Consider the following 12,661-nt stretch of genomic DNA (forward strand, 5'->3'; position numbering starts at 1 on the left):
TTAAGTCAAATATTAAATATTTAAAACATTTTATTGCCTTTTTTGACAATTAATTAATAATTAAAATTATTCATATGAAAAATTATTTAAATTTTGAAACAGATATTAAAAATTTAGAAGCTGAAATAGAAAAACTAAAAGATCCATATAATCAAGATGGACTTTCAGAGGTGGATACAAAAAAAATTTCTAAGTCTCAAGAGGAAATAGATAAAAAATTACAAGAGCTTTATTCTAACCTTGATCCGTGGCAAACAACCTTAGTTGCTAGACATGAAGATAGACCTAAAGCTAAGTTTTTTATAGATAATTTATTTGAAGATTTTATCCCATTATCGGGAGATAGATTTTATGGAGAAGACAAATCAGTATTAGCTGGATTTGCAAAATTCAATAAAAAATCAGTTTTAGTTATAGGTCAAGAAAAAGGTGATAGCCTTGAAACTAGAATTGAAAGAAATTTTGGAATGATGAGACCTGAGGGTTATAGAAAAACTATTAGATTAATGAAGCTTGCAAATAAATTTAATATTCCAATAATTTCTTTTATAGACACTCCAGGTGCATACCCGGGTGTTGGGGCCGAGGAAAGGGGTCAAGCTGAGGCAATTGCAAAATCGATAGAATGTTGCATGTTATTAAGTGTACCAACATTTGCAATTGTTATTGGAGAAGGTGGATCTGGTGGAGCAATAGCCTTAGCCTCATCCAATAAAGTTATCATGCTAGAAAATGCAATCTATTCAGTAATATCTCCTGAAGGGTGTGCAACAATTTTATGGAGAGATCCCAAAAGAACACTCGATGCGGCAAGAGCAATGAAGTTATCTTCAAAAGATCTTTTAGAATTGAAAGTAATTGATGAAATTATTCCAGAACCAATTGGAGGGGCTCATAGAGATAGAGATTTAATTTTAGACAATGTAAGAAAATCTATTGAAAATAACTTAAATGAATTCTTTAACATGACTGGAGATGAAGTTTTAAACCATAGAAAAAATAAATTTTTAACCATTGGAAGGTCAAAAGGATTTGTCAGTCAATTAGATGATTTGAGTGCACTAAGTATGAAAAAAAATAAAGTAAATACATTTATTGAAAACTTTTGTAGATCAAAAATAAATTTAGGAATTTCTTTTGTTATAATAGTTTTGTTGGGTTGCTTTATATTTTTCCTATAAAGCGCCACAGCAATTCTTAAACTTTTTACCTGTAGCCTCACATTTTTCATTTCTTGAAATTTTTTCTCCCTTTTTTTTTAGTAGTAAACATTTGGGGTTATTTGAAATTTCTATTTCTTTTTTTTTAAAATTATTATCCTCATTATTTTGTTCATGTATTATTTTTAAATTGATTAAAATTGTTACAAAATCAATTTTTAGTTTATTTAGTAAATTTTCAAAAAGATGAAAGGCTTCTTTTTTATATTCAACTAATGGATCTCTCTGACCATAAGCTCTAAGTCCTATAACCTGTCTTAATTGTTCAAGATATTGAATATGTGACTTCCAATTTAAGTCGATGCATTGAAGAAAAATTCTTTTTTCAATTTCTTTTGCTTTTTCTTCATCTAGCATTTTAATTCTTTCTTTTCTTGATTGTAAAAATTTAGAATTAATTTTTTCTTTAAAATCTGGGTCTTTTAAATTAGTTAAATTTTCAAACTCATTATCATCGACATTTTTTCCAAGTAAAATTTTTAATTGATTATTAAATTCGTTATTCTTAACTCTTGATAACTTTTGAGCTTTTAGGCTAATTAAATGATCTGTAATTTCTGATAAAAATTCATCTGAATAGTCAAAAACCTTTTGGCTATTCATTACATTGTTTCTTTGAGAAAATATTACATGTCTTTGATCATTTAAAACATCGTCAAATTTAAGTAAATTTTTTCTTATATCAAAGTTTCTTGCTTCAACTTTTTGTTGTGCTCTTTCAAGTGCTTTATTAATCCAAGGGTGGTCAATACTTTCACCGTCTTTTAATCCTAGCTTTTGTAAGATGGTATTCATAGATTCTGAGCCAAAAATTCTCATTAAATCATCTTCTAAGCTAACATAAAAAATTGAACTTCCTTCATCCCCTTGACGTCCAGCCCTTCCTCTTGCTTGGTTATCAACTCTTCTAGATTCCATTCTTTCAGTGCCAATCACATATAATCCACCTAATGATTTTATCTTGTTCTTGTTTACTAAAAGTTCTTCGTCAGGTTGGCTTCCTTTTTTCCCACCTAGTTGAATGTCAACTCCTCTTCCCGAAATACTTGTAGTAATTATAACTGAGTTCATTTTTCCTGCATTTGCTATGATTTCAGCTTCATTTTCATGATTTTTTGCATTTAAAACAACATGTTTTATTTTTTCATCATTTAGTAATTTTGAATAAATTTCAGACTTATTAATACTGGAAGTAAAAACTAAAATTGGCTGTCCTTTTTTGTGACATTCAACAACTTTTTCAATGATGGCTTTATTTTTTTCCAATTCAGTTCTAAAAATTTGATCGTTCCAGTCTTTTCTAATCATCTTTTTATTGGTGGGTATAATAACAACAATTAAATTATATATTTCATAAAATTCTTGAGATTCAGTTGCAGCAGTTCCAGTACATCCAGAAATCTTATTATAAAGTTTGAAATAATTTTGATAGGTTATAGATGCAAGTGTTTGGTTTTCAGCCTGTACATCAATTTCTTCTTTTGCTTCAAGAGCTTGATGAAGTCCATCTCCAAACCTTCTTCCTTCCAAGATTCTTCCAGTAAGCTCATCGATAATTTTTAACATCCCATCTTTAATTATATAATCTTTTCCTTTTTCAAATAGATGATTTGCTCTTAAAGACTGATTAACATGATGAACTAAGCTCAGGTTTTCAGGATCATAAAAGTTATTATTTTTTAAAATTCCTGCATTAGAAAATATTTCTTCCACATTATTTATTCCATCATTTGTAAGTAAAATATTTTTATCTTTTTCATCAATTTCATAATGTTTGGGTGTTAGTCTTTTAACTAATTTATCGATTGCAAGATATTGCTCTGTTTTATCTTCAGCGGCTCCAGAAATTACCAATGGAGTTCTAGCCTCATCAATCAAGCAGGAATCTATTTCATCTACAATAGTATAAACATGACCTCTTTGAACCATTTGTTCTTTAGTGAGCTTCATATTATCTCTTAGATAATCAAATCCTAGTTCACTGTTAGTTGCGTATGTAATATCAAAATTATAATTTTTCTTTCTTTCGTAATCATCTTGATCATTATTTATATAACCAGAAGTCAATCCTAAAAATTTATAAATTTCCCCCATTTCTTGTGAGTCTCTTTTGGCCAAATAGTCATTAACGGTAACAATGTGAACACCCTTATCAAGCAAGGCATTTAGATAAGCTGCAAGACTTATGGTAAGTGTTTTACCCTCACCAGTTCTCATTTCTGCAATTTTTCCCTCGTGAAGAACAACGCCACCTATTATTTGAACATCGTAATGTCTTTCATTTCTGGTCCTTTTTGATGCCTCTCTTACGAGCGCAAAAGCTTCAGGTAATAGATCGTCGACACTTTTGCCCTCATTAAGCTTTTCTTTAAGTTCATTTGTTTTTTTAGGAAACTCTTCATCGGTAATCTCTTTAATTATAGCCTCATAAGAATTAACCTTTTCAACAATTTTAGCTATGCGATCAAGCTCTTTTTGATTGCTTGATTTAATGAACTTTGAAAGAAAATTTAAAGGATTAAGCATCTGATTTTTTTGATATATAATTAATTATAACTTTTAATATAAGTATTAAATAAAAATTTTAAATAGATGTCATTAAACCTTAAAAACTTTATAAACACTCAAACTTTCAACTCTAAAATGAACGACTTTCAAGATCTAGAGCATATAGATGGAGTTTCCATATCAGCCATTTGTGCAAATTTATATACCAAACCAAGAGATGACTTGGTTATGTTCTATTTCAGAGATGGGGCAAACTATGCCTCTGTTTATACACAATCAAAAATAGTTTCAGAAAATATAAAATGGAACTTGAATATAAAAAGTAAAAAAATAAAATCTCTTATAGTCAATACTAGAAATGCTAATGCTTTCACAGGCAAAGATGGATACAGAGGTTTAAAAGAAATTGCAAAAGAGGTATCCATCAAGTTATCAGAAAAACAAAAAAAAGACGAGGATTATCCAAAAAAAATATCCGATAATGAAATTCTTTTTGGGTGCACAGGAACAATAGGAGAAAAATATCCAGCTGAAAAAATAAAAAAGAATATACCAGAATTGATTAAAAAAATTAAGTATGTTCAAAATAAGCTTATCTGGATGAAGGCTGCACTAGGTATCATGACAACTGATTTAAAACCAAAGCTTGCAATGGAAGAGTGCAAAATTGGAAATACAAAAGTTAAAATCTATGGAATAGCAAAAGGTTCAGGAATGATCTTTCCAAATATGGCAACCACATTAGGTTATATTTTTACAGATGCAGACCTTTCAAATGACATCTTAAGTAAATTGCTTAAAAAAAATATTGATACAACTTTTAATGCAATAACTTGTGATGGTGACACAAGCACAAATGATATGGTCTCAATTTTTTCAACTGGTAAGGTAAAAAATCCAATTATAAATAATATTAATGATAAAAAGATAGTTAACTTTGATAAAGCTTTACACTCCGTTTTATTAAACTTGTCAAAAAGAATAGTTAAAGACGGTGAGGGAGCCAGTAAATTTATAACAGTTAATGTTGTTAAATCAAAAAATGATAAAGATGCTAAAAAAATTGCATTTTCTATTGCTAATTCAAAACTTGTTAAAACAGCTATTGCAGGTGAAGATCCAAATTGGGGAAGAATTATAATGGCTATTGGTAAATCTAACGTTGATATAAATTTAAAAAAACTATCAATTCAATTTGGTAAAATAAAAATTATAGAAAAAGGACAACTTGTAAAAAATTATAAAGAGAGTGATGTAGCAGATTATATGAAAAATCAATCAATAGATGTTTCAATAAATCTTAATATGGGTTTAAAAAACTTTACTGTTTACACCATGGATTTGACAAAAAAATATATAGAGATCAATGCTGATTATAGAAGTTAATTGGATATTGAATTAAGTATATTAACCATTAACTATACTACATGATCAAATACAGACTTATTTGTAAAGATTGTGAAACTATTTTTGATAGCTGGTTTTCTTCTTCTAAAGAATATGAGAGATTAAAAAAAAAAAATTTTATTAACTGTCATACTTGTAATTCATTAAGTATAGAAAAAACTTTAATGTCACCTAGTGTATTTATCCCAAAGAATAATTCTAAGGCCGATAATAAAACTCAAAAATATAAAAAAACAAAGAAAGCAATTTTAAAATATCAAGAATTTATTAAAAAAAATTTTGATTATGTTGGTGAAAATTTTGCTTATGAAGCAAGGTCTCTTCATTATAAAAATAAAAAAGCTTCAAAAGGGATTTATGGCACTACAACAAAACAGGATCTTAAAGAATTAAAAGAGGAAGGTATACAAGCAGAAATAATACCATGGATAAAAAATAATATAAATTAATTTTTTTTTAATTTAACAATATAATTAACAGATGTGTCCTTACTTATTTTCCAGCTATTATCTAATAAATTAAATTTCATACCATCTAATTTTTTTAGAGATAAACTATTTTTTTCTGAAATTTTTATTAAATCATTAGGTTTGACAAATTTTTCCCAATCATGAGTTCCTATAGGTAGCCATTTTAAAATATATTCAGCTCCTATAATTGCGAATGCATACGACTTTAAAGTTTTATTTAAAGTTGCTACAAACATTATACCATTTTTTTTTAACAGTTTTGCGCTCTCATTAATAAAAAAATCTATATTCTCAACATGCTCAACTATTTCCATATTTAAAATTACATCAAATTTTATATTAGTTTTTAATTTTTCTGGTGATGTAACTTTATAGTTTATTTTAAGCTTGTTTTTTTTTGCATGAAATTTTGCAACTTCAATATTCTTTGTTGAAGCATCTATTCCAAGTACATTAGCCCCCAATCTACACATTGGCTCAGATAATAATCCACCACCACAACCAATATCCAGCAAGTTAATTTTTTTTAATGGCTGTTCTGAAGGTTTAATTTTGAAATCTTGAATTATATTTTCTTTTATATATTTAATTCTTATAGGATTAAAATTATGTAGAGGTTTAAATTTTCCGTTAGGATTCCACCATTCTTCAGCAATTTTAGAAAATTTTTCTATTTCTTTTTTATTTATTGAATTCATAATAGATGACTTGTGGACATAACAATTAAGATGTATTTTATCAATATTAATTAAACAAAATTATCAATGAAAACTGTTGTATTAAAATTTGGTGGAACTTCTGTAGGAAATATAAGCAGAATTAAGAATGTAGCTAAAATTATAGCCACTTATAAAAAGAAAAAATTAGGAGTAATTGTGGTCTCTTCTGCAATGAGTGGGACAACCAATCAATTGATTAAACAAACAAAAGAATTGAGTAAAAATTTTGATGCAGCCGAATATGATGTTTTGCTATCTACAGGCGAACAAGCAGCATGTGCATTAATTGCTGGCAGATTAAAGCATCTTGGGTTTAGGGCTAGATCTTGGATGTCTTGGCAGGTGCCAATTATTACTGAGGGTCCATATAGTTCATCAAGAATTAACACGATTAATAAAAATAAAATATTCAGTTATATGAAATCAGGTGGAATACCAATTATTACCGGTTTTCAAGGAATCAATTCAGATGATAGAGTTACCACATTAGGCAGAGGAGGAACTGACGCTTCAGCAATAATGTTAGCAAAATTTTTTAATGCTGATGCTTGTGATATCTATACAGACGTAGATGGTGTATACACAACAGATCCAAGAAGTCATTTAAAAGCAAAAAAAATTGATAAAATTTCTTATGATGAAATGCTTGAAATGGCATCTCTAGGAGCAAAAGTTATGCAGCCAACATCTGTACAGGATGCTAAATTAAATAATATAAGCTTTTCAGTTAAATCTTCATTTGTAAAAAAGAAAGGAACTTTAATAACAAATAATAAAAAATCTTTTAGCGATCAAATTATAACAGGAATTACATCCACAAAAAATGATGCCAAGGTTACAATGATTGGTGTTAAGGATAAGCCCGGTGTTGCAGCTTCTATTTTTAAACCATTGTCACTTAACCAAATAAATGTAGACATGGTTGTTCAAAATATTTCATTAAATAGCAAAGAAACAGACTTAACTTTCACTATTAAATCTGAAGATTTAAAAAAAACCGAAAAAATTATAAAACAAAATAAAAAAATCTCTTTTAGAAAATTCACACAAGATAGTAATGTTTCTAAAGTATCAATTATAGGGGTTGGCATGATTACAACGCCTGGAATTACCTATAGAATGTTTCAAGCGCTAGCATCAAAAAAAATTAATATTATGGTTATTTCAACTTCTGAAATAAAAATTTCAGTTTTGATATCTAACAAGTATGTAAAAAAAGCTATAGCTGCCCTTCATAAAGAATTTAAATTAGATTAAATAATGAGCTTAAGACCATTTAGAGATATTCATAGAAAGAAAACAAAGGTTATAAATGTTGGTGATGTAAAAATAGGTGGAGATAATCCTATTTCTGTTCAATCAATGACAAATACATTAACCACAGACATTCAAGCAACCATTAAACAAATTAATGATATTCACGAAGAGGGTGCTGACCTTGTCAGAGTTTCTTGTCCAGATGAAGAATCTTCTTTGGCGCTTAAGGAAATTACTAAGAATGTTTCTGTACCAATAATTGCTGATATTCATTTTCATTACAAAAGAGCCATTGAAGCTGCAGAAAATGGTGCAAAATGTTTAAGAATTAATCCAGGTAACATAGGTGATAAATCAAAAATACATGATGTATTAAGTGCAGCCAAAAATAATGACTGCTCGATAAGAATAGGCGTAAATGCGGGCTCGCTTGAAAAAGATATTTTAGAAAAATATAAAGAGCCATGTCCTGAAGCCTTAGTTGAGAGCGCACAAAGAAATATCAAAATTCTAGAAGACCAAGATTTTTTTAATTTTAAAATTAGTGTTAAATCTTCAGATGTTTTTTTATCTATAGCTGCATATCGTCAACTTTCAAAAGTTACAGATTATCCTTTGCACCTAGGAATTACAGAAGCAGGTAGTTTTATTTCGGGGAGTATTAAATCTTCAATAGGTTTAGGATCACTTTTGATGGATGGGATAGGCGATACAATAAGAATTTCATTATCTGATGATCCAGTTAAAGAAATTAAAATAGGTAATGAAATATTAAAGTCACTTAATTTAAGAAATAGAGGTGTGCGAATTATATCCTGCCCATCTTGTGCAAGACAAGCTTTTCAAGTAATTGATACTGTCAAAACACTAGAAGAAAAACTTTCTCATATTAAAACTTCTTTAACTCTATCAATTATTGGCTGTGTAGTTAATGGACCGGGAGAAGCGGCAATGACCGACATAGGCATAACAGGAGGTGGAAAAGGGAATAATATGCTTTATTTATCTGGTATTCAAAGTGAAAAAGTTTTATCAGAAGACATAATATCAAAAGTTGTAAGCGAAGTAGAAAAAAAAGCCGCTGAACTTGATAAAAAATTATAATGATACCTCTAAAAACTATTGAAGATTTAATATCTAAGCACTCTTTATTGGAGAAAGAGTTATCAACAGGTGACGTAGATAAAAAACTTTTTGCTGAAAAATCAAAAGAATATTCAGATTTAAATGATGTAATAGATGATGCTAAAAAATATTTTTCATATGAAGAAGACAAAATAGATTTAGAAAAAATTTTAGGTGATACTGATAGTGATGCTGAGTTTAAACTAATGGCTGAAACTGAATTAAAAGACCTCAAGTCAGAAAATGAAATAATAGAAAAGAAATTAAAGTTATTCTTATTACCTAAAGATGAGGCAGATAAAAAAAACGCAATTATAGAGATTAGAGCTGGCACGGGCGGTTTAGAAGCAAGTTTGTTTGCTTCAGACCTTTTTAAAATGTATGAAAAGGTTAGCCATCAAAAAAAATGGGAATTAGAATTAATAAGCATGTCCCAGAGTGAGGCAGGTGGACTTAAAGAAGTCATTGCATCAATTAGGGGGAAAAATATTTATTCAACACTGAAGTATGAAAGTGGAGTTCATCGTGTTCAGAGGGTTCCAGATACAGAAACTCAAGGAAGAATTCATACATCTGCTGCAACAGTAGCTGTTTTACCAGAAGCAGAAGAGGTTGATATAAAGATAAATGACTCAGACCTAAGGATTGATGTTTTTAGAGCTGGTGGCCCAGGAGGACAATCTGTAAATACAACTGATAGTGCTGTCAGAATCACTCATATTCCAACTGGATTATCTGTGTCTCAACAAGATCAAAAATCACAACACAAAAATAAAGCAAAAGGAATGTTAATTTTGAGATCAAGATTGTATGAGCTTGAAAGATCAAGAATAGAAGGTGAAAGATCACAAGATAGGAAGAGTAAAATAGGAACTGGAGATCGTTCTGAAAGAATTAGAACATATAATTTTCCACAAGGAAGGGTAACAGATCATCGTATTAATCTAACGTTACACAAGCTTGAAGCTTTTTTAGAAGGTGAGGCCTTTGATGAAATGGTAGAAAGCCTAACACTACAAGCGCAAGAAGAGAAATTGAGTAATCTTAATTAAAATGAATATAGAAAATACTCTAAATGAGGGAATACGTATCCTAAAACAAAGTAGAATTCCTAATCCTCAGCTTGATAGTGAGATATTATTATCTAATTCCATTAAGAGAGATAAGAAACATATCATTTTAAACCCTAAAGAGTTTTTAAACTCAGAACAGGCGAAGATATTTAAAAATTTAATTGAAAGAAGAAAAAAAGGGGAACCCATTGCATACCTGATAAACAAAAAAGAGTTTTGGAAGGATAATTTTTTTGTTAATAAAAATGTATTAATTCCAAGACCTGATACTGAGTTAATAATAGAACAAGTTATAAAAATTTATTCAAAAGATTCACAATTGCAGGTTTTAGATATTGGAACTGGCTCTGGATGTATTCTTTTATCCATACTAAAAGAGAGGCCTAATTTTTATGGAACTGGAATAGACATCTCTAAAAAAAGTATAAATGTAAGTAAACTCAACGCAAAACAACTGAACTTAACAACTAGAGTAAAGTTTTTTCATTCTAGTGTTGACAATTTTAAATTAGGGAAATATGATCTTATTGTTTCAAACCCTCCTTATATTGAATTATTTAATTTAAAATATTTGGAAAAAGATGTTATTAACTTTGAACCAAAGTTAGCTTTAAGTGGTGGGTTTGATGGGTTTTCAAAAATCAGAAAAGTTATTAATAAAGCAAAAACTCTGATTAAGAAAAATGGAAAATTTATTTTAGAGATTGGATTTAATCAAAAAAATAAAGTTAAAAAAATACTAAGAGAAGAAGGGTTCTACGTAAACAAGGCCATAAGAGATTATGGAAATAATGATCGCTGTATAATCAGCACTAAAATTTAAATTAAAAAATAAAAATATGGTAACATTTAGAAGTAATAATAATAGAAGACCTCCCTTTAGAAGCAATAATAATAGAAGACCTCCTTTTAGAAGCAATAACGAAGGGTCAAAATTTTCTAACAATGATAATTTTCAAAGGAAAGTCCCAGGTAGAAATAATCACAATGCCTCAAAACTGATTGAAAAATATAATGATATGGCTAGAGAAGCTCTTACTAATGAAGATAGAGTTTTATCTGAAAATTACTTTCAACATGCAGATCATTTTACGAGAGTTCAAAATGAGCAAGAAAGTCTTAGAATGGCAAGAGTTAATTCTTCTCCAGTAGAGGTGGTTAAGCCGATTGAGCCTGAAGTTAAAGTTGAAAAACCATTTAAAACAGAATTAGAAACTGTTAACAAAACAGTTCTAAAGCCTGAAGTTAAAAGGGTTGTAAAGACTACTGAAAAAAAGACTGCAGAAAAAAAACCTGCTGCAATTTAATTTAATCCAATAATTAATTCTGATTTTAAAACATCTAACTTAATTTTTGTAACTTCAAATATTTTTCTCTCTTTACTTTTTAGAGTTTTTCCAGAAGGTAACTTTAATTTTTGGGAGTTAATTTTTTTTCCGTTTTTAATCACTTCATAATGTAAATGTGGTCCTGTCGATTTTCCAGTTGATCCAACATATCCAATTATTTGACCTTGTTTAACTCTCAAGCCTTCTTTTATTCCGCGTGCAAAATTTTTCATATGAGCGTAGATAGTTTCATATGTTGAGTTATGTTTTATCTTCACACAATTGCCACCACCACCACACCATCTAGCTCTAGTAATAACACCACTACCAGATGCCATTATAGGTGTGCCCATTGGTGCTGCAAAATCAGTTCCTCTATGCATTTTATTATAGCCATCAATGGGATGTTTTCTCATTCCGAATGAAGAAGAAAGTCTTGCACCATTAATAGGTGTTTTCATTAATGCCTTCTCAACACTCTTTCCATTTTTATCATAGTGTCCTTCACTTCCTTTTTTATCAAAATAATATAAAGAATTATTTGTTCCACTTAATTTAAGATCTGCAAAAATAACATTTCCCGTTTCAAATACTTTGCCATTATCATCCTCAAATACTTCATACATAATCTGAAAATTATCATTTTTTCTAATATCTCTTTGAAAATCAACTTGGAAACCATAAATCCTTGCAAACTCAATAATTATATTAGGCTGAACATTCAAATCAACTGCAGTTCTATATAAGCTCTGTGTAATTTTTCCTTCTTTAAAAATAATCTTTTTATTTAAATTTGTAATGATTATTTTTTTTTCAAATAAACCTGTATCTAAATTTTTAGTTAATTTAATCTTTTCAGTTCTCGATATTGGAAACAAAAAAGAGGTAATTTTTTTATTGTTTGACTGATCAATTGTAAATTTTATATCAAGATTAGTTTTAAGGTTATTTAAATTATAATCTGAATTTAAATTTTTTTTAATTTCTATAATTTCTTCAGCTGAAATAGAGTAGTTATTTAGTATTTTATCAAATGTTTCACCGCTCGAAATTTTATGATCTATATTTTTATATCGTGGCTTTAAATTATCAAAAATTTGATTAACACTTTTTTGAAAGTAGATATTATTTATTACTTCTTTATAATCTTCATTAATTGATATTTTATTATTATTATAAAATGTAGTGCTAGCGATAGTAATTAATAGCAATAGAAGAAGAAAGAGGAATTCAATATTTCTCTTAACCAATTTTATTATATTATTTAAACTAAATATCATCTGGAATTTTTAATTATTAATTTAGTAATGAGCAAAAATCAAAAAAAACCTTGTATTTACTAAGTATTTTTTCATTTATTTAAATGCTAAATGCTTGATTTACTTTTATTTTAGCTTATAAGCACCACACTTTCTCAATAAAATTATTGTTTAAACAATAGATTAGTGAGGATTATTGGGCGTTTTTAAACCCAATTAGCTATTTAAAAAGTAAAAATTTAAGAAGAGAAGTGTGGACGGTTAAGGTTACCAAAATTTGTCGTACACACTTCAA

Annotated in this window: 11 protein-coding genes; 8 read left to right on the forward strand and 3 right to left on the reverse strand. The window is 28.5% G+C overall.

Going from position 1 to position 12,661, the window contains the following annotated elements; translation table 11 throughout:
• Positions 1-74 precede the first annotated feature (74 nt).
• Positions 75-1,181: an acetyl-CoA carboxylase carboxyltransferase subunit alpha gene (locus tag AC5YF9_RS00575; RefSeq protein WP_415304139.1), complete on the forward strand. Its 1,107-nt coding sequence runs from the start codon at positions 75-77 to the stop codon at positions 1,179-1,181.
• On the opposite strand, the gene secA is transcribed toward AC5YF9_RS00575, so the two are convergent.
• Complete coding sequence (secA, locus tag AC5YF9_RS00580) at positions 1,176-3,746, reverse strand: preprotein translocase subunit SecA (RefSeq protein ID WP_496169903.1); 2,571 nt, start codon at positions 3,744-3,746, stop codon at positions 1,176-1,178. The two genes, AC5YF9_RS00575 and secA, sit on opposite strands and share 6 nt — an antisense overlap.
• 66 nt (positions 3,747-3,812) lie before the next feature.
• Between secA and argJ the strand changes: the two genes are divergently transcribed.
• Both argJ and AC5YF9_RS00590 read left to right on the forward strand, forming a co-directional pair.
• Entirely contained in the window at positions 3,813-5,114 is a 1,302-nt protein-coding gene (argJ, locus tag AC5YF9_RS00585) for a bifunctional glutamate N-acetyltransferase/amino-acid acetyltransferase ArgJ (RefSeq protein WP_415304140.1), read from the forward strand.
• Between the two features lie 41 nt (positions 5,115-5,155).
• Positions 5,156-5,584, forward strand: coding sequence for a DUF1178 family protein (locus AC5YF9_RS00590; RefSeq protein WP_415304141.1), 429 nt, complete (start codon positions 5,156-5,158; stop codon positions 5,582-5,584).
• Here the strand turns inward: AC5YF9_RS00590 and ubiG are convergent.
• Entirely contained in the window at positions 5,581-6,303 is a 723-nt protein-coding gene (gene ubiG / locus AC5YF9_RS00595; protein WP_415304142.1) for a bifunctional 2-polyprenyl-6-hydroxyphenol methylase/3-demethylubiquinol 3-O-methyltransferase UbiG, read from the reverse strand. The genes AC5YF9_RS00590 and ubiG overlap by 4 nt on opposite strands.
• A 66-nt stretch (positions 6,304-6,369) precedes the next feature.
• On the opposite strand from ubiG, the gene AC5YF9_RS00600 reads away from it, so the two are divergent.
• From AC5YF9_RS00600 to AC5YF9_RS00620, 5 genes are read left to right on the forward strand one after another with little or no spacing between them, the layout of a single operon-like run.
• Positions 6,370-7,581, forward strand: a complete 1,212-nt coding sequence (locus AC5YF9_RS00600; RefSeq protein ID WP_496169904.1) for an aspartate kinase — start codon at positions 6,370-6,372, stop codon at positions 7,579-7,581.
• A gap of 3 nt (positions 7,582-7,584) precedes the next feature.
• Positions 7,585-8,685, forward strand: coding sequence for a flavodoxin-dependent (E)-4-hydroxy-3-methylbut-2-enyl-diphosphate synthase (gene ispG / locus AC5YF9_RS00605; RefSeq protein ID WP_415304144.1), 1,101 nt, complete (start codon positions 7,585-7,587; stop codon positions 8,683-8,685).
• On the forward strand, positions 8,685-9,758 hold the full coding sequence (prfA, locus tag AC5YF9_RS00610; protein ID WP_415304145.1) for a peptide chain release factor 1: 1,074 nt from the start codon (positions 8,685-8,687) through the stop codon (positions 9,756-9,758). Before ispG ends, prfA begins: the two co-directional genes overlap by 1 nt.
• A gap of 1 nt (position 9,759) precedes the next feature.
• Entirely contained in the window at positions 9,760-10,602 is an 843-nt protein-coding gene (gene prmC / locus AC5YF9_RS00615; RefSeq protein ID WP_415304146.1) for a peptide chain release factor N(5)-glutamine methyltransferase, read from the forward strand.
• Between the two features lie 16 nt (positions 10,603-10,618).
• Entirely contained in the window at positions 10,619-11,086 is a 468-nt protein-coding gene (locus tag AC5YF9_RS00620; RefSeq protein WP_415304147.1) for a DUF4167 domain-containing protein, read from the forward strand.
• On the opposite strand, the gene AC5YF9_RS00625 is transcribed toward AC5YF9_RS00620, so the two are convergent.
• Positions 11,083-12,387 carry a M23 family metallopeptidase gene (locus AC5YF9_RS00625; protein ID WP_415304148.1) on the reverse strand — a complete coding sequence of 435 codons (1,305 nt, stop codon included), beginning with the start codon at positions 12,385-12,387 and terminating at the stop codon, positions 11,083-11,085. The two genes, AC5YF9_RS00620 and AC5YF9_RS00625, sit on opposite strands and share 4 nt — an antisense overlap.
• Positions 12,388-12,661 lie beyond the last annotated feature (274 nt).

Source organism: Candidatus Pelagibacter sp. uisw_098, assembly GCF_059512505.1.

Excerpts from the sequence above, each read along its gene's own strand:
- prmC (WP_415304146.1), top strand. The coding sequence starts at position 9,760 with ATGAATATAGAAAATACTCTAAATGAGGGAATACGTATCCTAAAACAA.
- AC5YF9_RS00620 (WP_415304147.1), top strand. The coding sequence starts at position 10,619 with ATGGTAACATTTAGAAGTAATAATAATAGAAGACCTCCCTTTAGAAGC.
- AC5YF9_RS00590 (WP_415304141.1), top strand. The coding sequence starts at position 5,156 with ATGATCAAATACAGACTTATTTGTAAAGATTGTGAAACTATTTTTGAT.
- AC5YF9_RS00575 (WP_415304139.1), top strand. The coding sequence starts at position 75 with ATGAAAAATTATTTAAATTTTGAAACAGATATTAAAAATTTAGAAGCT.
- AC5YF9_RS00625 (WP_415304148.1), bottom strand. The coding sequence starts at position 12,387 with ATGATATTTAGTTTAAATAATATAATAAAATTGGTTAAGAGAAATATT.
- secA (WP_496169903.1), bottom strand. The coding sequence starts at position 3,746 with ATGCTTAATCCTTTAAATTTTCTTTCAAAGTTCATTAAATCAAGCAAT.
- ispG (WP_415304144.1), top strand. The coding sequence starts at position 7,585 with ATGAGCTTAAGACCATTTAGAGATATTCATAGAAAGAAAACAAAGGTT.
- AC5YF9_RS00600 (WP_496169904.1), top strand. The coding sequence starts at position 6,370 with ATGAAAACTGTTGTATTAAAATTTGGTGGAACTTCTGTAGGAAATATA.
- prfA (WP_415304145.1), top strand. The coding sequence starts at position 8,685 with ATGATACCTCTAAAAACTATTGAAGATTTAATATCTAAGCACTCTTTA.
- ubiG (WP_415304142.1), bottom strand. The coding sequence starts at position 6,303 with ATGAATTCAATAAATAAAAAAGAAATAGAAAAATTTTCTAAAATTGCT.
- argJ (WP_415304140.1), top strand. The coding sequence starts at position 3,813 with ATGTCATTAAACCTTAAAAACTTTATAAACACTCAAACTTTCAACTCT.